The organism is Streptomyces sp. JH14 (assembly GCF_029428675.1).
Lineage (GTDB): Bacteria > Actinomycetota > Actinomycetes > Streptomycetales > Streptomycetaceae > Streptomyces.
Genome location: NZ_JAJNEL010000001.1, coordinates 2218668 through 2240431, shown reverse-complemented (window position 1 = coordinate 2240431; position 21764 = coordinate 2218668). Strand labels below are relative to the sequence as shown.

The 21764-nt window shown below is 71.6% G+C and carries 15 protein-coding genes; 9 read left to right on the top strand and 6 right to left on the bottom strand.

Going from position 1 to position 21764, the window contains the following annotated elements; genetic code table 11:
• Positions 1-29 precede the first annotated feature (29 nt).
• Positions 30-3026 (bottom strand): beta-N-acetylglucosaminidase domain-containing protein, encoded by a 2997-nt coding sequence (locus LRD69_RS10110; RefSeq protein WP_277326228.1) that lies wholly within the window; start codon positions 3024-3026, stop codon positions 30-32.
• A 310-nt stretch (positions 3027-3336) separates the two neighbouring features.
• On the opposite strand from LRD69_RS10110, the gene LRD69_RS10105 reads away from it, so the two are divergent.
• The 5 genes from LRD69_RS10105 to alc all read left to right on the top strand — a co-directional run bounded on the left by LRD69_RS10105 (position 3337) and on the right by alc (position 8369).
• Positions 3337-3567 (top strand): hypothetical protein, encoded by a 231-nt coding sequence (locus LRD69_RS10105; RefSeq protein ID WP_277326227.1) that lies wholly within the window; start codon positions 3337-3339, stop codon positions 3565-3567.
• Entirely contained in the window at positions 3568-5844 is a 2277-nt protein-coding gene (gene malQ, locus LRD69_RS10100) for a 4-alpha-glucanotransferase (RefSeq protein ID WP_277326226.1), read from the top strand. It begins immediately after the preceding gene.
• A 38-nt stretch (positions 5845-5882) separates the two neighbouring features.
• The gene (locus LRD69_RS10095; protein WP_346771932.1) at positions 5883-6095 is read left to right on the top strand and encodes a hypothetical protein; all 213 of its coding nucleotides are present in this window, start codon (positions 5883-5885) and stop codon (positions 6093-6095) included.
• A gap of 143 nt (positions 6096-6238) precedes the next feature.
• A complete protein-coding gene (locus LRD69_RS10090; RefSeq protein ID WP_277326224.1) occupies positions 6239-7159 on the top strand; it encodes a LysR family transcriptional regulator in 921 nt (306 codons plus the stop codon).
• Positions 7160-7223: 64 nt separating this feature from the next.
• Positions 7224-8369 (top strand): allantoicase, encoded by a 1146-nt coding sequence (gene alc / locus LRD69_RS10085; RefSeq protein WP_277326223.1) that lies wholly within the window; start codon positions 7224-7226, stop codon positions 8367-8369.
• Between the two features lie 104 nt (positions 8370-8473).
• On the opposite strand, the gene pepN (LRD69_RS10080) is transcribed toward alc, so the two are convergent.
• Complete coding sequence (pepN, locus tag LRD69_RS10080; protein ID WP_277326222.1) at positions 8474-11050, bottom strand: aminopeptidase N; 2577 nt, start codon at positions 11048-11050, stop codon at positions 8474-8476.
• Between the two features lie 104 nt (positions 11051-11154).
• On the opposite strand from pepN (LRD69_RS10080), the gene LRD69_RS10075 reads away from it, so the two are divergent.
• Positions 11155-11385, top strand: a complete 231-nt coding sequence (locus LRD69_RS10075) for a ribbon-helix-helix domain-containing protein (protein ID WP_277326221.1) — start codon at positions 11155-11157, stop codon at positions 11383-11385.
• Positions 11372-11719 carry a type II toxin-antitoxin system PemK/MazF family toxin gene (locus LRD69_RS10070; RefSeq protein WP_277326220.1) on the top strand — a complete coding sequence of 116 codons (348 nt, stop codon included), beginning with the start codon at positions 11372-11374 and terminating at the stop codon, positions 11717-11719. The genes LRD69_RS10075 and LRD69_RS10070 overlap by 14 nt, the downstream gene beginning before the upstream one ends.
• A gap of 60 nt (positions 11720-11779) precedes the next feature.
• Here LRD69_RS10070 and LRD69_RS10065 read toward each other — a convergent pair whose 3' ends face one another.
• The 4 genes from LRD69_RS10065 to pepN (LRD69_RS10050) all read right to left on the bottom strand — a co-directional run bounded on the left by LRD69_RS10065 (position 11780) and on the right by pepN (LRD69_RS10050) (position 20372).
• Entirely contained in the window at positions 11780-12808 is a 1029-nt protein-coding gene (locus tag LRD69_RS10065; RefSeq protein WP_277326219.1) for an aspartate-semialdehyde dehydrogenase, read from the bottom strand.
• A gap of 183 nt (positions 12809-12991) precedes the next feature.
• Positions 12992-16291, bottom strand: coding sequence for a S8 family serine peptidase (locus tag LRD69_RS10060; protein WP_277326218.1), 3300 nt, complete (start codon positions 16289-16291; stop codon positions 12992-12994).
• 168 nt (positions 16292-16459) lie between these two features.
• Complete coding sequence (locus tag LRD69_RS10055; RefSeq protein ID WP_277326217.1) at positions 16460-17533, bottom strand: hypothetical protein; 1074 nt, start codon at positions 17531-17533, stop codon at positions 16460-16462.
• A 220-nt stretch (positions 17534-17753) separates the two neighbouring features.
• A complete protein-coding gene (pepN, locus tag LRD69_RS10050) occupies positions 17754-20372 on the bottom strand; it encodes an aminopeptidase N (RefSeq protein ID WP_277326216.1) in 2619 nt (872 codons plus the stop codon).
• Positions 20373-20504: 132 nt separating this feature from the next.
• On the opposite strand from pepN (LRD69_RS10050), the gene LRD69_RS10045 reads away from it, so the two are divergent.
• Positions 20505-21155 (top strand): DsbA family protein, encoded by a 651-nt coding sequence (locus LRD69_RS10045; protein ID WP_277326215.1) that lies wholly within the window; start codon positions 20505-20507, stop codon positions 21153-21155.
• A 126-nt stretch (positions 21156-21281) separates the two neighbouring features.
• Positions 21282-21740 (top strand): GNAT family N-acetyltransferase, encoded by a 459-nt coding sequence (locus LRD69_RS10040; RefSeq protein ID WP_277326214.1) that lies wholly within the window; start codon positions 21282-21284, stop codon positions 21738-21740.
• The last annotated feature ends 24 nt before the right edge of the window (positions 21741-21764 follow it).

Genomic DNA, 21764 nt, shown 5'->3' with positions numbered 1-21764 from the left:
GGTCCGCAGGGCTGCGCGCCCGCGTGCGGCTACGGGGCGACGGCGTACGCCTCCACCGACCAGAGCGAATAGCCGAACTCGGTGGCCCGGCCGTCACCCTGGATCCTGACGAAGCGGGTGCCCGGCGCGTCCATCCGCACGGACTCCAGGCCGCCCTTGCCGTCCCGGACGGTGGCCGCCGTACGCCAACTGCGGCCGTCAGCGGAGACCTGGATGCGGTAGCGGGAGGCGTACGCGTCCTGCCACCGCAGCACCACCTGCCCGATCCTGGCGGGTTCCGCCAGCTCCGTCTGCCACCAGGCGCCGTCCTCCGCCGGGGAGGACCAGCGGGTGGTGGGATCGCCGTCCGAGGCGGCCGGGGCCGGGAAGTCCGGGGTCTCGTCGCCGGACGAGGAAGCGGTGGCCGAACGGGCCAGATCGGGGCCGGCGGTGCGCGGGTAGGCCCGGACGGTGAGGGTGCTCTCCTCGCCGGCGAAGTGGAACGGCACCTCGTACTCGCCCGCCGGGGTGTCCGCCGGGACGGTGATCTCCACGGGGACGTCGGTACGGGTCCCGCGCGGCACCGTCGTCTGCTTGGGGACGGACACCTTGATGCCCTTGGGCGCCTTCGCGATGAGTGCGCCCCGCACCTCGGCGGGGCGGCGGGCGGCGAGCCGTGCCTGGACCTGCTGCGGGCCGCCGCCGATCTCGGCATCGGTCTCACCGCGTACGAGATCGAGCCGGGCGGCGGGTTCGTCACCGAACCACGGCACGAGGGCACGCACTTGGAGGGGTTCGGCGGTGGTTCCGGAGACGATCGGCGGCAGCATGCCCGTGCTCGCGCCCGGGGCCGCCGCCAGGGCGGCAGCGGGCCGGATCGCCCGGATCGCATCGGCTCGCAGTCCCTTGGCCGAGGTCTGGGTCCAGCCGGTCGCCGAGACCGGGCCGAGGCTGCGCCAGCCCTCGCCCGGCACATGCGCCTGCAGCGTCGCGTCCGCCTCGGTGCCGGGCACCGTCATCGCGGTCACCGCCTCCAGCGGGCGGGCCCGGTCCAGCCGGACCGTGTAGCTGCCCGGAGCCTCGGTCACCGTCCCGGTGTCCCGGTCCGCGCCGGTCCAGGCGTCGGCCTCCTCGCGCACCCGGTCCAGGAACGGGCCGAGGACACCCTTGCCGACCGTCGCACCGCTCGCCCCGGCGGCCTTCCGCAGCGGCTCCAGGGCCAGCGACGCCTTCCACGCGGCCGCACCGTCGCCGCGCGCCTGGGCCTGCAGCAGATCGACGGCGAGCTCGCCCGCCCGGCCGTACCGGGCCAACTGTTCGGTCCACGGCCGCACTTCGTCGTCCAGTCGCCCGCCAGCCGGGCCTTTGAGCCGTTGCGGGGCCTGCCGCATGACGGTGAACGCGGCCCGCAGTTCGCGCGCCGCGGCGTCCTGTGCCGTGGCGTCCGGTGTCGTACGGGACTTCCAGAACGCGGCGAACAGCGGCTGCAGATACGCCGACTCGTCGCCGCCCAGCACGGAGGCCGCACTGTTCCCGGCCAGCGCACGCAGCGCTTCCCGGGTGCCCGCGTCGTCGCCCGCCAGATCGTCGATCGCCGCCCGCCAGGACTCCTGCGGCCGATAATCCTTCGGGTTCCAGGCGAAGTCGGCGGCGGTGAAGAGCGGGATCCGGGACGCGGACGGCTGCTCCATCGCATTGGCGAGCAGGGCCGCCGAGCCGATCGCGACCGCCGGGTCCCGGCCGGTGTACGGGCCGAGGAAGATGCGGTCCTGGGCGTAGTCGTTCACCGGATAGTTGTCCATCGTGACCAGCGGATGGCGGAATGCGGCGCGCGCACCGGCCAGTTCCCGCCCCGTGATGGTCTTCGGTACGACCCCGACCCCGGTCCAGGCGATCTGGACCCGGTCGTCCAGTTCCCTGGCGAGCGCGGTCCGGTAGTCGGTGGCCCCGTCCTGGTAGAACTCCGTCGGCAGCACGGACAGCGGCTCCGAGCCGGGATACCGCTCCGCGAGATGCCGGGCCACCTCGCTCGCGACCCGTGCCTGCGCCCCGGCCGCCGCCTCCGGGCCGCGGCCGAAGGCGCCGGCGTCGTCGTCGCAGTGCCATTCGCTGTAACTGACGTCCTGGAACTGGAGCTGGAAGACCCGCACGCCCAGCGCCCACATGGCGTCGATCTTCCGTGTCAGCGCCTTCAGATCGCTGACGGAGGACATGCACATGGCCTGGCCGGGCGAGACCGCCCAGCCGAGCGTCACATGCCGGGCGCGGGCCCGTTCGGCCAGCGCCCGGAAGTCGGCGCGCCGGTCGGCAGGGTACGGATCGCGCCAACGGGCCTGCCGGTACGGGTCGTCCCCCGCCGCGTAGAGATACCTGTTCTGCTTCGTGCGGCCCATGAAGTCGATCTGGGCGAGCCGCTCCTCGCGGGTCCACGGCTGCCCGTAGAACCCCTCGGTCATTCCGCGGACGGCGGTGCCCGGCCAGTCCCGCACGCTGACCCCGGCGACGGTGCCGTTCCGGATCAGCTGACGCAGTGTCTGCACGGCGTGGTAGAGGCCGTCGTCGCCGACACCGTCCAGGGCGACGGTGGAGCGGCCCCCGACCGTGCCGACGGCGATCCGGTAGCCCCCGGACGGCAGATCGGCGCGCTCGGCAGCGCGCAGCGTACGCAGGGCGTCCTGCGCGCCGTCGCCGCCGAGGCGGATCACCGGCCCGCGGCCGGGCAGCGCCTCGTGCACGGTCCGCACGCCCGCGTCGCGCAGCACCTGCCTGGCGGCCTCGACGGCGTACGGATCGGCGTCCGCGCCGGCGGCGAGGGTCACCTCGGTGGACAGCGGTACGGCCGTCCCGGACGCGTCGATGGCCTGCGGCCGCGGCCACACGGTGGGCAGCGCGCCGTCATCCGTACGGTCGGGGGTGTCGGGTGTGGTGACGGCGGGGGAGCCGGACGCCGACGGCACGGCGAAGGCGGCCGGAGTGCCGGTGGTGAGCAGTCCGCCCAGCACGGCGACGGCGACGGCCGTCGCGTGCTTTCCGCGCCTGAACTGCATGCCGTACTCCTTCGCTCCCACCGATGGGCTCCGACCCCACCACCCGGGCGCGAGGGTGTCAATCCGTGTGGCTGATGCGCTGTATTCGCCCGATGCGGCGGGTGGGGCGGGGTTCCGGGAGCAGCCGGTGTGTCGCAGCAGAGATGACGCCGAATGGCCGAAAACGGCGGACAACTTGCGGGTAACTGGCCCGCGGGGAACGGAATGTGACTCGAAGCACGTTGAACTCGTTGTCGTAACGCCGACGTCTGCGGGCGCTCCCAGTGGGTAGGCCTGCTGTGTCCAGTTTCTCCACGGCCAGGAGGCCGCCATGCCCGCTGCTGCGCAGCTTCTGCTCTCCGCCCTGTCCCCGCAGGTGCCGGGCCCCGGGCCGTCGGCCGGTGAGCCCGCCTTCGCCGACGCCATACCCCTGACGAGCGAGCCGCCGCTCGCCGACGCCACACCCCTGACCAGCGAGCCGCCGCTCGCCGTCATCGCCCCACTGACCAGCGAGCCGACCGCCCCCGGCACCGCGGGGGGCACGGAGTCCCCAGGAGTCTGAATGGGCCTGTCCCGGCTCGCCGCACTGCACGGTGTCGCCACCTCCTATGCACCGTCCGCGGATGTCACGGTGTCCGTCCCCGACGACACGGTCGTCGCTGTGCTCGCCGCGCTCGGCGTGGACGCCTCCACCCCTGCAGCGGTGGAGGAATCGCTCGCCGCCGCCGAGTCGGCGGCCGCCGCCCGGCTGCTCCCGCCCACGCTGGTGGTGTGGAGCGGGGAGCCGCTGCCGGCTGCCCTGATCGCACTGCGGCCCGGCACGACGCTGGAGATCGAGCCCGAGGGGCCGGACGGTTCGCCGCCGCCACGGATGCGGGTGCCGGGCGGACCGTCGGATCCAGCCGTCCCGGCGACGGTCGGTACGGGCCCGGGGACCGACTCCGGGGCCGCCCCGGCCGCCTCCCGCACGGTTTTCGGGACCGGCACCACCGGCACCGGTTCCGGCGGAACCGGAACCACCGGTCCCGTCTCCTCCGTGCCCGCCCCGGCCCCCTCCTGGTGGTCCGAACCCCCGCTCGGGGTGCACCGGTTGACCGTGCGCACCCAGGGCGGCCGATCCGCGACCACCACCCTGATCGTCGCCCCGCCCCGGGTGCCCCAGCCGCCGCAGCGCACCCACGGCTTCCTCGTCCAGCTCTACTCCCTGCTCTCCGGCCGCTCCTGGGGCATGGGCGATCTCGGCGACCTCGCCGACCTCGCCGCCTGGTCGGGACGGACCCTCGGTGCGGGGTTCGTCCAGGTCAACCCGTTGCACGCGGCCGTACTGGGCGCACCCACCGACCCCTCCCCGTACCGCCCCTCCTCGCGGCGCTTCCCCGACCCCGTCCATCTGCACATCGAATCCATCCCGGAGTACGGACACGTACCGGACCGGGCCGCCCTCGACGACCTGCGGCAGAGTGCCGAGGCGCTGAGCGACACCGTCCTCAACAAGGGCGCCCTGATCGACCGGGACGCCGTCTGGGAGCTCAAGCGCCAGGCTCTCGAACTCGTGGGGGAGGTCACGCTGACCCCCGGCCGCCGCGCCGCGTACTGCGACTTCCTCGCTGCCCAGGGGCAGGCGCTGGAGGACCACGCCCTGTGGTGCGCCCTCGCCGAGCTGCACGGTTCCGACTGGCACGCCTGGCCGTCCGCGCTGCGCGACCCCCGCTCCCCGCAGACCGCCCGCGCCCGCGCCGAACTGCTGGACAGGGTCGACTTCCACTCCCGGCTCGCCTGGCTGACCGACCAGCAGCTCGCCGCGGCCCAGAGCGCCGCACGGGACGCAGGAATGGCCGTCGGCATCGTCCACGACCTCGCCGTCGGCGTGCACCCCGGCGGCGCCGACGCCTGGGCCCAGCAGGACGCCTTCGCGCGCGGCATGTCGGTCGGCGCACCCCCGGACGCCTTCAACGCACGCGGTCAGGACTGGGGGCTGCCCCCGTGGCGCCCCGACGTCCTCGCCGCGTCCGGCTACGCCCCGTACCGCGGGCTGCTGCGCGGCCTCCTCGCCCACGCGGGTGCGCTGCGCATCGACCACGTCATGGGCCTGTTCCGGCTCTGGTGGGTACCCGAGGGAAGTCCGCCCACGGAGGGCACGTACGTCAGCCATGACGCCGAGGCGATGCTCGCCGTCCTCGTCCTCGAGGCGCACCGGGCCGGCGCGGTCGTCATAGGGGAGGACCTCGGCACGGTCGAACCGGGCGTCCGGGAGGCGCTCGCCCGGCGCGGCGTGCTCGGCACCTCCGTGCTCTGGTTCGAGCGCGACTGGGCGGGCACCGGCCGCCCGCTGCCCCCGGAGCACTGGCGGGAGGGCTGCCTCGCCACGGCCACCACCCACGATCTGCCGTCCACCGCCGCCCGGCTGACCGGCGACCATGTGACACTCCGCCACCGCCTGGGCCTGCTCACCCGCACCCTGGAACAGGAGCAGGCGGAGGACGCCACCGACACCGCCGGGTGGCTCTCACTGCTCGCCCGGCTCGGCCTGCTGCCGGAGGGCGAAGGCGACGAGGAGGGGGCTGTCCGGGCCGTCCACCGCTTCCTGCTGCGCACCCCGGCCCGCATGGTCGGCGTCTGGCTCCCGGACGCCGTCGGCGACCGCCGGCCGCAGAATCTGCCGGGCACCTGGGACCAGTACCCCAACTGGCGGCTGCCCATCGCGGACGCGGAGGGCCGGCCGGTCACCCTGGAGGAACTCGCCGCCTCCGCCCGCCTGCACGGCCTGATGGAGGTCCTCGACCCCGGAAAGAGACGCCCGCGTCCCCGTACGGCACCCCCGGGCGCGCGCAGCTCCTAGGCGTTCGCTACGTTTGCACCGTGGACAAGAAGAACGCAATGCGCGCCGGCGCCGTGGCGGCCGGTACGACGCTGATGATGCTGCTCATGTCGTCCCCCGCGCTTGCGCTGATCCGTGACGACGGTGACGACCCGGGTACCGGCCTGAGCGTGATCGACACGATCGGGCTCTACGTGGTCGCGCCCATCGCCCTGTTCGTGATCATCGCGGGCCTGGTCATGCTCCTGGACAAGTCCAAGAAGCAGGCCTGACCCTCCGGCTGCGCGGACTCGGGTCCGCGTGGCTCCACCAGCGCTTCATCAGGGCGCCCCGACGTGCGTGAGCACGTCGGGGCGCCCTGCTTCGCGTTCCGGGGCCGGCGGGTCGGCTCCACATCGGCGGCTAATGTGCGGACATGACCGAGTGGGACATCAGGAAGCTGCGGATCCTGCGGGTGCTGAGCGAGCACGGGACCGTCACGGCGACGGCCGAGGCGCTGCTGATGACTCCCTCCGCAGTGTCCCAGCAGCTCTCCAACCTGGCCAAGCAGCTGGGCGTACCCCTGCTGGAAGCGCAGGGAAGGCGGGTCAGGCTCACCGACGCCGCGCATCTCGTACTCCGCCACGCCGAGGCGGTCTTCGCGCAACTGGAGCGCGCCGACGCCGAGTTGACCGGCTATCTGCGCGGTGATGCGGGGGAGGTGCGGGTCGGGGCGTTCTCGACGGCCGTACCCGCGCTCGTCGTACCGGCGGTCCGGCTGCTGCGCGCCGGTGACCGGCCGGGGCCGTTCGTACGGGTGCGGGAGGCGGAGGCCGCGGAGGCGTACGAACTCCTGTCGGCCGGCGACGTCGACCTCGCTCTCTCGCTCGCCGCGCACGCGCCGACCCCCCGCGACCCCCGGTTCACACTGCGCCCGCTGCTCGCCGACCCCCTCGACGTGGCGCTGCCCGCCGGGCACCGGCTGGCCGGGACCCCCGGGCTGTGCCTGGCGGACCTCTCCGGTGAGCCCTGGATCTTCGGCGGCTCCGGGCCCTGGTCGGAGATCACGACGGCCGCCTGCGAGGCGGCCGGCTTCGTGCCCGAACAGGCTCACAGCGCGGCGGGCTGGGCGGCGATCCTGGCCATGGTCCAGGCCGGTATGGGCATCGCGCTGATCCCGAGGATGGCGTCGGGCGAGCGTTCCGAAGGCGTGGTGATGCGGGTCCTGGAGGCCGACCGGCCGCGCCGCCATGTGGTGGCTGCGGTACGGCAGGGGGCGGAGGCGGGGCCCGCCGTGGCCCGGGTCCTGGAGGCGTTCACGGAGGTGGCCGCCTCCCGCTCTCCACTGTTCAGCTGAGCTGAACGAACCGTACGAAAACTTTCGATGGACCTGACGGATCGGTCGCCGTGAGGGTAGGGACATGACCTTCGACGCGAGCGAGACCGTATTCCAGGAGACCGACCCCCACGCCCATGACGCGGCTCCGTACGGCGGGGGCGACCCGTACGCCGACTACCGCACCACCGACTTCCCCTTCGCCGGCCTCGTCGACCTCGCGGACCGCCGTCTCGGCGCCGGGGTGATCGCGGCCAACGACGAATTCTTCGCCGAGCGCGAGAACCTCCTCGTCCGCGAACGAGCCGTGTTCGACCCCGAGCGCTTCGGGCACAAGGGCAAGATCATGGACGGCTGGGAGACCCGCCGGCGCCGCGGCGCCGACGCCGGCCACCCCTTCCCGGCCCGCGACGACCACGACTGGGCCCTGATCCGCCTCGGCGCCCCCGGCGTCATCCGCCACATCGTCGTCGACACGGCCCACTTCCGGGGCAACCACCCGCAGCGCGTGAGCATCCAGGCGGCCTCGGTGGAGGGCTTCCCGAGCCCGGAGCAGCTGCTCGCCGACGACGTGAAGTGGGAGGAGATCGTCCCGCCGACCCCCGTGCGCGGTCACGCCGCCAACGGCTTCGAGATCACCGGCGGCCGCCGCTGCACCCACCTGCGCCTCTGCCAGCACCCCGACGGTGGCATCGCGCGCCTGCGCGTCCACGGCGAGGTGCTCCCCGACCCCGCATGGCTCGCCGCGCTCGGCACGGTCGACCTGATCGCGGTCCTCAACGGCGGTGCGTACGAGGACGCCTCGGACCGCTTCTACTCCTCACCGACGCAGATCATCCTGCCCGGCACCTCCCGCAGGATGGACGACGGCTGGGAGAACCGCCGTCGCCGCGTCCGCGACACGAACGACTGGGTGCGCTTCCGCCTGGTCGCCCAGGGCGCGATCCGCGCGGTCGAGATCGACACGGCCTGTCTCAAGGGCAACGCGGCCGGCTGGGTCGCCCTCCGCGGCCGCAACGGCGAGGCGGGCGAGTGGTTCGACATCATCCCCCGCACCAGGCTCCAGCCCGACACGCTCCATCGCTTCCCCCTCCGCGACCGGGCCGTGGTCACCCACGTCCGGCTGGACGCGTTCCCGGACGGCGGGGTGGCCCGCATGCGGCTGCACGGCACGCTGACGGAGACGGGCGCGGCGGACCTGGCCGCCCGCTACGAGGCCGCGGGCGCGTAACCCGTCCGGGGCGCCGGTGAGGACGAATTCCGCGGCCCCGGACGGGAACGGAGAGGGGCGGGTGGCGGGTGCTCTTCGTCACCCGCCACCCGCCCCGGCCGTCCTTACGCGGTGGCCGCCGCCGCGTCCGCAGCCTGCGCCTTCAGGGCGCGTTCCACGCCCGCACGCGACTCCGACATCAGCCGGCGCAGACCCGCGCTCGCCTCCGTCGAGGCCAGCCAGGCGTCCGTGGCGTCCAGGGTCTTCTGCGAGACCTGGAGCGACGGGTAGAGGCCGATGGCGATCTGCTGGGCCATCTCGTGGCTGCGCGAGTCCCACACGCCCTTGACCGACGCGAAGTACTTCTCCGTGTACGGCGCCAGCAGTTCGCGCTGGTCGGTCTGGACGAAGCCGCCGATGACCGCCTCCTGGACGGCGTTCGGGAGCTTGTCGGACTCGACGACCGAGGCCCACGCCTCCGCCTTCGCCTCGGCCGACGGGCGTGCCGCGCGGGCCGTCGCCGCGTGGCGCTCACCCGCGGCCGTCTTGTCGCGCTCGTACTCGGCGGCGATCTCGTCCTCGTCCAGCACGCCGACCGCGGCGAGCCGCTCCACGAACGCCCAGCGCAGCTCGGTGTCGACGGCGAGGCCCTCCACCGTCTCCGTGCCGTCCAGGAGCGCCCGCAGCAGGTCCAGCTGGTGCGGGTTGCGGGCCGTTGCTGCGAAGGCGCGGGCCCAGGCCAGCTGGTGGTCGCCGGCGGGCTCCGCGGCGCGCAGATGCGCGAGCGTCGCCTCCGTCCACTGGGTCAGGCCCGCCTCGCGCCACTCCGGCGCCGCGTACAGGTCCAGGGCCAGCTTCACCTGGCGGTGCAGCGACTGGACGACGCCGATGTCCGACTCCTTGCCGATGCCGGACAGCACGAGCGAGAGGTAGTCGCGCGTCGCCAGCTCGCCGTCGCGGGTCATGTCCCAGGCGGAGGCCCAGCACAGGGCGCGCGGCAGCGACTCGGAGAAGTCGCCGAGGTGCTCGGTGACGACCCGCAGCGACTCCTCGTCGAGCCGGACCTTGGCGTACGACAGGTCGTCGTCGTTGAGCAGGATGACCGCCGGGCGTGCGGTGCCCGCCGGGAACGGGACCTCGGTGCGCTCGCCGTCGACGTCCAGCTCGATCCGGTTCGTGCGGACCAGCTTTCCGGCCTCGTCGAGGTCGTAGCAGCCGATCGCGATCCGGTGCGGGCGCAGCGTGGGCTCGCCCTTGGCGCCTGCGGGCAGCGCCGGGGCCTCCTGGAGGACGGCGAACGAGGCGACGTGACCGTTCTCGTCCGTGGCGATCTCCGGACGCAGGATGTTGATGCCGGCCGTCTCCAGCCACGCCTTCGACCAGGCCTTCAGGTCACGGCCGGAGGTCTCCTCCAGCGCGCCCAGCAGGTCGGACAGACGGGTGTTGCCGAACGCGTGCGCCTTGAAGTACGCCTGGACGCCCTTGAAGAACGCGTCCATGCCGACGTACGCCACCAGCTGCTTCAGGACCGAGGCGCCCTTGGCGTACGTGATGCCGTCGAAGTTGACCAGGACATCGTCCAGGTCACGGATGTCCGCCATGATCGGGTGCGTCGACGGCAGCTGGTCCTGGCGGTACGCCCAGGTCTTCATGGAGTTGGCGAACGTCGTCCAGGAGTGCGGCCACTTCGAGCCCTCCGCGTACGCCTGGCAGGCGATCGACGTGTACGTGGCGAACGACTCGTTCAGCCACAGGTCGTTCCACCACTCCATGGTGACGAGGTCGCCGAACCACATGTGGGCCAGCTCGTGCAGGATCGTCTCGGCCCGCGTCTCGTACGCCGCGTCCGTCACCTTCGAGCGGAACACGTACTGGTCGCGGATGGTGACCGCGCCCGCGTTCTCCATCGCGCCCGCGTTGAACTCCGGCACGAACAGCTGGTCGTACTTGGCGAACGGGTACGCGTAGTCGAACTTCTCCTGGAACCAGTCGAAGCCCTGCCGCGTGACGTCGAAGATCGCGTCCGCGTCGAGGAACTCGGCGAGCGACGGGCGGCAGTAGATGCCGAGCGGAACGGACCGGCCGTCCTTCTCGTAGCTGCTGTGCACCGCGTGGTACGGGCCGACGATCAGGGCCGTGATGTACGTCGAGATGCGCGGCGTCGGCTCGAAGACCCAGACGTCGTCCTTGGGCTCCGGGGTGGGGGAGTTCGAGATGACCGTCCAGTCCGCCGGCGCCTTCACGGTGAACTGGAAGGTCGCCTTGAGGTCGGGCTGCTCGAAGCTCGCGAAGACCCGGCGCGCGTCCGGGACCTCGAACTGCGTGTAGAGGTATGCCTGCTGGTCGACCGGGTCGACGAAGCGGTGCAGGCCCTCACCGGTGTTGGTGTAGGCGCAGTCCGCGACGACCCGCAGCACGTTGGAGCCTGCGTGCAGGTGCGGCAGCGCGATCCGCGAGTCGCGGAAGACGGCCGCCACGTCCAGGGCCTTGCCGTTCAGCTCGACCTCGTGCACGGCCGGGGCGACCAGGTCGATGAAGGTCTCCGCACCGGCTTCGGCGGAGTCGAAGCGCACGGTGGTGACGGACCGGTAGGTGCCGCCCTCCTGCGCTCCGGAGAGGTCGAGATCGATCTCGTACGCGTCCACGGTCAGCAGGCGCGCCCGCTCGTGTGCCTCTTCGCGGGTCAGATTCGTGCCAGGCACGCGGTCATCTCCTTCGATGGTGACGTTTCGGGTCATCCTTCCACGCCAGACGCCCCGTGGAGCGGAGTGGCCACGATGTTCCTACCTTCGGTAGCATGAGTGGTATGAAGATTAGTGTGAGCTTGCCCCAGGAGGATGTCGCTTTCGTCGACGAGTACGCCACGAAGACCGATGCGGATTCCCGGTCCGCCGTGATCCACGCCGCCATCGAGCTGTTGCGCGCCTCCAATCTGGAGGCCGACTACGAGGCGGCCTTCGCGGAATGGGACGCGAGCGAGGATGCCGCGCTCTGGGACCGGCTCTCGGGAGACGGGCTGATCGATGAGGCGCGGTGACGTCTACCTGGTCGACTTCGAGCCCGTGCGGGGCAGCGAGGTGAACAAGGCGCGCCCGTCGGTGATCGTCTCGAACGACGGGGCGAACGCCGTGGTGGCGCGGACCGGGCGGGGCGTGATCACCGTGGTGCCCCTGACGTCGAACACCTCCCGGGTCTATCCGTTCCAGGTGCTGCTCCGGGCGGAGGAGTCCGGTCTGCCCAGGGACTCCAAGGCGCAGTGCGAGCAGGTGCGCGCGATGGCCCAGGAGCGATTCCGGCGACGCGTCGGCGTCGTCCCCCGCCCCCGCATGGCCGAGATCGACGCCGCCCTGCGACGCCACCTCGCCCTCTGACGTACGTGAAAGGGCGGCCACCGCACACCGGTGGCCGCCCTTTTCACCTGCGTACAGGCGTCAGCCGTTCAACTCGGCCGCGACCAGCTCCGCGATCTGCACGGCGTTCAGCGCCGCGCCCTTGCGCAGGTTGTCGCCGGAGACGAAGAGCGCCAGACCGTTCTCCACGGTCTCGTCGGCCCGGATGCGGCCCACGTAGGACACGTCCTGGCCGGCCGCCTGGAGCGGAGTGGGGATCTCCGAGAGCTCGACGCCCTCGGCGTCCTTGAGCAGCTCGTGGGCGCGCTCCACGCTGAGCGGGCGGGTGAAGCGGGCGTTGATCTGGAGCGAGTGGCCGGTGAAGACCGGGACCCGGACACAGGTGCCGGACACCTTGAGCTCCGGGATCTCCAGGATCTTGCGGGACTCGTTGCGGAGCTTCTGCTCCTCGTCGGTCTCGAAGGAGCCGTCGTCGACGATGGAGCCGGCCAGCGGCAGCACGTTGAAGGCGATGGGGCGCTTGTAGACGGCCGGCTCGGGGAAGTCGACGGCGCCGCCGTCATGGGTGAGCTTGTCGGCGTCCGCGATCACCTTGGACGCCTGACCGTGCAGCTCGGCGACGCCCGCCAGACCCGAGCCGGAGACCGCCTGGTAGCTGGTGACGACCAGCGCGTCGAGACCCGCCTCGTCGTGCAGCGGGCGCAGCACGGGCATCGCGGCCATCGTGGTGCAGTTCGGGTTCGCGATGATGCCCTTGGGGCGGTTCTTGATCGCGTGCGCATTGACCTCGGAGACGACGAGCGGAACCTCGGGGTCCTTGCGCCACGCGGAGGAGTTGTCGATCACCACGGCGCCCTGGGCGGCGACCTTCTCGGCGAGCGCCTTCGAGGTGGCGCCACCGGCGGAGAACAGCACGATGTCGAGACCCGTGTAGTCCGCGGTGGAGGCGTCCTCGACGGTGATCTCCTGACCCTGCCACTCGACCGTGGAGCCCGCGGAGCGCGCGGAGGCGAAGAGCCGCAGCTGGTCGGTCGGGAATTTCCGCTCGGCCAGGATCCTGCGCATGACTGTACCGACCTGACCGGTGGCGCCGACGATTCCGACCTTCACGGGGACTCCTTCACACGTACGAACTGGCGCGGTTGCCGTTCCATGATGCGGGTGTCCACGGCTTCCTTGTCCAATCCATTGTCCGGCAGACGGACAGAAACCGGCGGCGGCCGGGCAGAGCAGTGGGGCGGGAGCTCCGCGAGCGCCCGCCCCACCGGTGTCACAGATGCAGCATCCGGACCGTTACGGCGTGACCTTCTCGATCACGACGCTGCCGGTGCCCGCCGCGGTGCCGCGGCTGTTCACCAGCTGCACCTCGCCGAAGAACTGGCGTCCCTCGGGAGCCGCACCGGCGACCACGACATCGGCGCCGACCTGCGCCGAAGCGCCGCTGGCCAGGTTCACGGCCTTCGACTCGTCGACCTTGAGCGTGCCGAGCGACGCTGCGTAGTACACGTCGCGGTAGTCGTACGTGGTCGTCCCTGCCGGAACCGAGTAGCCGTCCACGAGGATCGTGTACGTACCGGCCGCGGGGTTCGCCAGGCTGACGGACTCCTCCGCACCCGCGCTCGTGGAGGCGCCGAGCTCGTTGCCGGCCTCGTCGAGCACGTACAGGTCGATGTCGGCGTTGGCGTCCGACGTGCCGCCGATGGCGACGTCCAGCTTCTCGACGCCCTCACCGATGGTGACCGTGGTGACCTGCTGGTCGCCCGTGCTGATCGACGGGGTGGCAACCTTGGCCGAACCCAGCGAGCCGCCCTTGAGCGCGCCCACGAGGTCGCCCGCGGTGTTGGTGACGGTCCAGTTCACCGTGGCCGGGGTACCGATCTTCGCCTCGGGCAGCGTCTGCACGGCCGGGTCGAAGGACGCGCCGAGCAGGCCGATGTCCAGCTTGAACGGGTTGTCCAGCAGCGGCGACGTGCGCCGTGCCTCGACCTCGATCTCCCAGACACCGGCCTGCGGGTCGGCGTACGAGCGCACGTCCGGGCGGCAGGTGTTGGCCGGGTTGTCGTAGTTCGGGTAGCAGAACGGCGTCCCGCTGTCCTCCATGGCCACGCCGTACGGGTGGATGGAGATGAAGCGGGTCTGGCTGCCCGAGCGCAGCGCGCTCATCGCGACCTCAAGGGTCTTGGCGCCCTCCGGCACGTTCACGAAGTACGACGTGGTGCCGTTGCGCTGCACCGAGCCGGAGGCCTTGAACGCGTAGGCGGGCTTCACCAGGTCGTTCGCGACGACCACCGTGGACATGATCTGCTGGTCCACTCCGGAGGTCTTCGCGTCGTCCACCTGCAGGATCGCGCTGTGCACGCCCGCGGTACGCGGCTTCGCCTGGACCTTGACGGTCACCGGCGTGCCCAGCGGCAGCGAGACGGTGCTGCTGCCGACCAGCTTGAAGGTGCCGTCGTCGTTCTTCCAGGACAGCTTGTGCGCGACGGCCTTGTCCGGGCCCGTGGTGCGGGTGACCGTGACGTCGTACGACTTCGTCTGGCCGGCCTTCAGGCCGCCCTCGCGGTCGTACAGGCCGGTGCCGAAGCCGGGGGTCAGCAGCGCGAAGTCGATCGCGGTGTCGACCGGGGCCTTGACGGAGTACTCGTGCGCCGGAGCGCCCTGCTTCTCGATCTGCTTCCAGGCACCGACGATGTTGATCAGACCGGAGCCCTGGGCGTGCGCGGGCACGCCGTCGATGTGCGTGGCGGTGCTGGTCAGCGCGGTCCGCAGATCGGCCGGGGGCAGCTCGATGTGCTTCTGCTTCGCGGCGGACAGCAGCAGCGCGGTCGCACCGGCGGCCTGCGGCGAGGCCATCGAGGTGCCCTGCAGCATGGAGTAACCGGCCGGAAGCGAGTAGCCCGCCTCCTTGACCGGGGCGCCGGGCAGCCAGGTCTGGGTGGAGTTGATGGCAGCGCCGGGCGCGGACAGGATCGGCGCGAAGCCGCCGTCCTCACGCGGGCCACGGGACGAGAACGGCAGCATGTCGTACTTCTTGGTGACGCTGGAGCCGTAGTTGGCGGCCCAGGTCTCCTTGGAGATGGACGCGCCGACGGAGATGACGTGGTCGGCGAGGCCGGGGTCACCGATGGTGTTCACACCCGGGCCGTCGTTGCCGGCCGAGATGACCAGCTGGACGCCGTAGGTGTCGATGAGCCGCTTGTACAGCGCCGCGCGGGCGTTGTTGCCGTCGTTGAGCGGCGGCAGGCCACCGATCGACATGTTGACGACATCGACACCGCGGTTCACGACCAGGTCGATCATGCCCTCGGTGAGCGCGATGTTCGTGCAGCCGCCGGACCAGGTGCAGGCACGCGAGGAGACGATCTTCGCACCGGGCGCCGCGCCGTTCATCTTGCCGCCGAAGAGCCCGTTGGCGGAGGTGATGCCGGCGACGTGGGTGCCGTGCTCGCTCTCGATGACACCGATGTTGACGTAGTCGGCCTTGTCGCCGGCTGCGTTGTACTGCACGCTCTTGCGGGTCTCGACGACGAACGGGATGCGCTCGACGACCTCGGTCGCCGGGTTGTCCGTGCCGAAGTAGCCGACCTGGTAGCCGTCCTTGTACGGCTTCATGACGGCGTCGTTGGAGAAGTTGGCGTCGTTGTTCAGGTCGACGCGGACGGTGCCGGCGACCGGGTCGTAGAGCACGGCCCAGACGTCGGTGGTGTCACCGTCCCGGTTCAGGTCCCCTGCCATGTCGCCGCCCTTGGTGGCAGCCTCGGAGAAGAGCTGGATCTTGTACGAACCGGCCGGCGCCGAGTAGGTGCGGCCGCCGATGGTGAAGGTCGGGCCGGCCACCGAGGCCGTCATCCGCAGCCAGGTGCCGTCGCCGTCGCTGACCGGGTCGGTGGCCGTCACCCAGTCGACGATCTTGCGCTCGCCGGTGGTGGTCTTCTGCAGCGCCGGGTGACCGAGGTCGACACCCGAGTCCAGAATGCCGATGGTCACGCCGCGGCCGTCGGCCTTCGGGTGCTGCTGGACGAAGTCGACCGCGCCCGTCTCGAAGGACGGGTTGTACGGGTTCTTCGCCGGCGTGTTCTTGCCGGGTGCCGGGTAGGTGCCCGTGGACTGGGTCTTCGCCCCGGTGGCCCGGTCGGCCGCGGGCGTCGGGTCGTCCAGCATGATCTCCTGCTTGAGATCGATGCCGTAGACGGACGTCAGCTTCGAGGCCGCCTTGATGGTGGCCTCGGCGGTCGCGGTCGGTACGGTCGCGCGTACGTAGCCGAGCTTGTCGTACGTACGCCCCAGCACGGACCCCTTGACGGCGTCCAGCTGTTCGGCGACCTGCTCGGTCGCACCCGGCGCGGTGGCGACCATCATGGTGATGTTCTTCTCGCCCTTGGCCTGCGCCTTGGTCAGAACATCGGCGTCGGCCGCACCGAGCTTGTCACTCGTGGCGGCCGCCTTCACGGGGGTGTCGGCCGGGTCGTCGGCGGCGAAGACCGGGGCCGCGCCGGAGGCGGCCAGTGCGGCCACCAGACCGGCGGCGGCCGCGACTCGGGCCACGCGTCTCGCCCCGGATATGGGGCTTGGGGATTCGGAGGTCATCAGCATCCCTGTGAGTGAAAGAGAAAGTCCGGAATTCGGTACCGGATGACCGCTCAGCCTTTCGTAACCGACAGGGGTTTGTGGAGGGTTGAGGGAGGCGAGATGCGTCCGTGGCGTACTTCCGCCATCGGAGCCAAAGCGTCACGAGGGATGAAAGGGGCGATAACTCCCCTGTTATCGGGGCAGGATGACCACATGCGCGGCAGGCTCACGGTCCGCCGCCGCCATCAGTGCGGTGCGCACCACGGCCGCCTGATGCTCCTGGGCGTCGCGCAGCCTCCTCGGGGAGAGGCGGACGACGGTGATTCCGAGCCGCTCCAGATGCTCGCGTTCGGCGGTGTCCGCGGACCACTCGGCGTCGTGCACGCGCCCGTCCTCGCCGTCGTCCCGGCGCCGGCCGTCGTCGAGCGTGCCGTGCCGGGGTGTGCGGGTCTCGAGTGCGACGGCGACGGCCTCGCCGGGCCAGTAGGCGTCCACACCGCCGAGGTGCGGGCCGCCGGGCAGCCGCAGGTCCACGTTCCACAGCGGCTCCGGCAGGTCGTGGCTCCGCACCATCTCGTACAGCCGGCTCTCCGCCCGTGCCCGCCCCTCGGCGAGCAGCGAGTCGACGGCGTTCACCACATGGGGGCGGCCCAGCAGCTTGGCGCGGTTCAACTCGCGTACCACCGCCGCAGGTTCGCAGTGGCCGACGCGGACCGCCTCGGTGAGCAGCCGGCGTACGTCCCGAGCGTCCCCGAGCCCGGCGGCCGCGTCCGTGAGCGCCCGCGCCACGGGGGCCACCGGCAGGCCGGCGAGCTGCTCGGGGCAGGGCAGTTCGGACGTCCGCATCACGTGCACGTACCGCGCCGACCGCAGCCGCCGGGTGCGCGGCACGAGCACATCGATCCGGTCCAGCGAACCGACCGGGGGTGCGGCGGAGAACCCGTACAGGGCGAGCGCCGCCAGCCCGGTGACCATGGCCTCGCCGTACCCCGTCGCCCGCGCGGCGCCTGCCTGGGCGGGCACGCCGCGCCGCCGCCCGACGTACAGCAGGGCGGACCGCAGGCGCTCCTCGCCGGTGGGCGGTCCCGGGTGCAGCACGTAGACGCCGGGCAGCGGCTGCTGCCACGGACCGCCGGCCCGGCACTGCGCGGCCGCCCGCGCAGGGGACACGCCGTGCGCCTTCAACTGCTCGGCGGACAGGACGCGTTGCCGTACGCCGGAGGGGAGGCGGAAGTGGCAGGGGGAGGCAGGGGTGTTCTGGGTCATGTTCCGGGGTATGCCGCCGGCCGCGGTGCCGCTAACCCCTGTTACACGTCCGTCGACAATTCAGGACAACGCCGTCCTAAAGTACGGACGTTCGACAACCGAAAAGGGCGATCCCGCCGGGGATTGTGCACCCCCGCCGGTCTCACGCCGGACGGGCCCAACCATCGAGCCCGCCCGGCGGTCGAGGACAACGCCCCCGGCGCCCGGATCACGCGCAGACTCAGACCCGGCCCTGCGCCCCCGTGTCGCACGCCTGAGCCCGCAGCGCCCGGGCCAGATCGTCCCGGGCCTCCAGCACCAGGCGCCGCAACGCGGGCGCCGCATCCGCATGCGCCTCGAGCCACGCGTCCGTGGCGGCCAGCGTCGCCGGGTCGTCCTGCAGCGCCGGGAACAGCCCCCGCACCACGGCCATCCCGATCTGGATCGTCCGCTCGGCCCACACCCGCTCGATCGCGTCGAAGTACGTGGCCGCATACTGCGCCAGCAGCTCCCGTTGGGACGGCTGCCCGAACCCCGCGATCGTCGCCTCCACCAGCGCGTTGGACAGCGCGTCCGACTCCACCACGGCGGCCCATGCCTGCGCCTTGACCGCCGCCGAGGGCCGCGCTGCCAGGCAACGCACCTGGTGCCGCTTGCCGGACGCCGTGTCGTCCCGGGCCAGTTCGGCATTGATCACCGACTCGTCGGCGACCCCGTGCGCGGCCAGCGAGGACACGAACGCCCACCGCAGCTCCTGGTCGACCTCAAGACCGTCGATCCGTGCGGATTCCCCCAGCAGCGCGAACAGCAGCTGGAAGTCCGCGTCCGAGTCCGCGACCGACGCGAAGAACCGCGCCCACGCCAGCTGGTGCTCGCTCCCCGCCTCGGCGATCCGCAGCTCCCGCAGCGCACCCGAGGCCAGCGCCCGGCCGCCCTCCTCGCGCCAGCCGGGCGCGGCGTAGTGGACGAGTGCGGTCCGGGTCCAGGCATGCAGCATCTGCAGGACGCCGATGTCGGACTCACGCCCGGAGTAGGCGAGCACCAGCGAGATGAAGTCGCGGGCCGGCATCAGCCCGTCCCGCGTCAGGTTCCACAGCGCCGACCAGCACAGCGCCCTCGCGAGCGGGTCGGAGATGTCGCCGAGGTGCGCGCGCAGCGTGTCGAGGGACGCCTCGTCGAAGCGGGCCTTGCAGTACGTGAGGTCGTCGTCGTTGACGAGGACCAGCTCGGGCCGCTCGGCCCCGGCCAGCGCCTCGACCACCGTGCGCGGCCCCGCCACGTCCACCTCGGCGCGCGCGTACCGCACCAGGTCCCCGCCGGTCGTGCGCCGGTACAGGCCGACCGCGACCCGGTGCGGCCGCAGCTCGGGATACGCCTCGGCCGCCTCCTGGAGGACCGCCAGCTCGGTGATCCGGTCCGCCGCGTCGTACGTCACCACCGGGGTCAGCGAGTTGACGCCCGCCGTCTGGAGCCACGACCGCGACCAGCCGGCCATGTCGCGCCCGGACGTCTCGGCGAGCACCGACAGCAGGTCGCCCAGCTGCGTATTGCCGTAGGCGTGCTTCTTGAAGTAGCGCCGCGCGCCCTCCAGGAACGCGTCCCGCCCGACGTACGCCACCAGTTGCTTCAGCACCGACGCACCCTTGGCGTACGTGATGCCGTCGAAGTTCAGCTTGGCGTCCTCCAGGTCACGGATGTCGGCCGTGATCGGGTGGGTGGACGGCAGCTGGTCGGCCCGGTAGGCCCAGGACTTGCGGTTGTTGGCGAAGGTGATCCAGCCGTCCTTGAAGCGGGTCGACTCCACCATGGCGAAGGCGCCCATGAAGTCGGCGAACGACTCCTTCAGCCACAGGTCGTCCCACCACTGCATGGTGACGAGGTCGCCGAACCACATGTGCGCCATCTCGTGCAGGATGACGTTGGCCCGGCTCTCGTAGGAGGCCTGTGTCACCTTGCCGCGGAAGATGTACTCCTCGCGGAACGTGACACAGCCCGGGTTCTCCATCGCGCCGAGGTTGTACTCGGGCACGAACGCCTGGTCGTACTTGCCGAACGGGTACGGGTAGTCGAAGTTGTCGTGGAAGAAGTCCAGGCCCTGCTTGGTGATCAGGAAGATGTCGTCCGCGTCGAAGTGCCGGGCGAGCCCCTTGCGGCAGAGCGCGCCGAGCGGGATGTCCAGCGTCGTGCCGTCGTCGAACGTGCGGCTGTACGAGTCGGTCACATGGTGGTACGGGCCGGCGACGACCGCCGTGATGTACGTCGAGATCGGCTTCGTCTCGGCGAACCGCCAGACCCCGCCGTCCCGGGACTCCTCGGTCCCGTTGCTCCAGACCGTCCACCCGTCGGGCGCCGTCACCTCGAAGCGGAAGGGAGCCTTCAGGTCGGGCTGCTCGAAGTTCGCGAAGACGCGTCGTGCGTCGGCCGGCTCGTACTGCGTGTAGAGGTAGACCTCGCCGTCCTCCGGGTCGACGAACCGGTGCATGCCCTCGCCGGTCCGGCTGTACGCGCACTGCGCGTCGACCACCAGGACGTTCTCGCCCTCCGGCAGACCGTCCAGCGCCACCCGCGTGCCGTCGAAGACGACGGCGGGGTCGAGCGCCTGCCCGTTCAGGGTCACCGACGTCACGCTCGGCGCCAGCAGGTCCGCGAAGGTGGACGCCCCGGCCCGCGCGGAGCGGAACCGGATCGTCGTCACCGAGCGGAAGGTCCGCGGACCGGCCGGGCGGTCCCCACCGTCTCCGGCGTCCTCCTCGGGCTCGCCGACTGCGGACCGCACGTCGAGCAGGACCTCGTATCCGTCGACGGTCAGCAGCTCCGCCCGTTCACGGGCTTCTTCGCGCGACAGGTTTTGACCGGGCACAGCTGCACTCCTTTGTGTCACCTTCGAATGGTTTTGATCCTCCCATGCGGCTCCCGGCCCGAGCGTGCGGGAATGGCGGGGCCGTCCGGCGGTGTTCCCGAGCACAGGTGCGACCGCCTCTTGAGGAGAGACATGTCTGAGAACGCCACGGCGAACGGCAAGACGCCCGCCGATTTCTGGTTCGACCCGCTCTGCCCCTGGGCGTGGATGACCTCCCGCTGGATGCTGGAGGTGGAGAAGGTCCGCGACGTCGAGGTCCGCTGGCATGTGATGAGCCTCGCCGTGCTCAACGAGGACAGGCTCGACGAGTTGCCCGAGGAGTACCGCGAGATGCTGGAGACCAAGGCCTGGGGCCCGGTACGCGTCGTCGTCGCCGCCCAGCAGAAGCACGGCGACGACATCGTCGGCCCGCTGTACACGGCGCTCGGCACCCGCTTCCACAACCAGGGCGAGGGCCCGACCCGCGAGGCGATCGTGGGCGCGCTCGAAGACGTCGGCCTGCCGGCCGAGCTCGCGGACTTCGCCGACTCGGACGCGTACGACACGGAGCTGCGCGCCTCCCACAAGGAGGGCATCGACAAGGTCGGCCAGGACGTCGGCACGCCGGTCATCGCCGTGCCGGGCTCCGACGGCGAGCAGATCGCCTTCTTCGGCCCGGTCGTCACCCCCGCCCCGAAGGGTGAGGAGGCGGCGAAGCTGTGGGACGGCACACTGCTGGTGGCGTCGATCCCCGGCTTCTACGAGATCAAGCGGACCCGGACGCAGGGTCCGATCTTCGACTGACGCATGCGCCCGGAGCGGGTTCCGGACGGCGTCCGGAACCCGCTCCGCACCGCGTCACATGTCCGGCCGCATGGTGCAGCATGCCGGAGGGGGACGACAACCGGCCCCGAAGGGAAGCGATTCGCCATGCGCATACGAGAAGCGCGCCCCGCGGAAGCCGCGGAGCTGACCGCACTCGCCCTGCGGTCGAAGGGCTACTGGGGTTACGACGAAGCGTTCCTGGCCGCCTGCCGGGACGAACTCACCATGCACCCGGCGGACCTCGACCGCCGCCGGACCGCCGTTGCCGAGGAGGACGGCCGCGTCCTCGGCTTCACCACCCTGGAGGGGCTGCCGGCCGTGGGCACCCTCGGCATGATGTTCGTCGAACCGGACACGGTGGGCCGGGGCGTGGGCCGGCTGCTGTTCGAGCACGTCGTGTCCGAGGCCCGCCGCCTCGGTTTCGTGCGCTTCACCATCGACGCCGACCCGCATGCCGAACCGTTCTATCTCGCTATGGGGGCGGTACGGATCGGAGCGACGCCCTCGGGGTCGATCCCGGGCCGCGAACTACCGCTGCTGGAGTTCACACTCCCGTCACGCTGAACCCTTGCCGCAGGCTCGAACTCT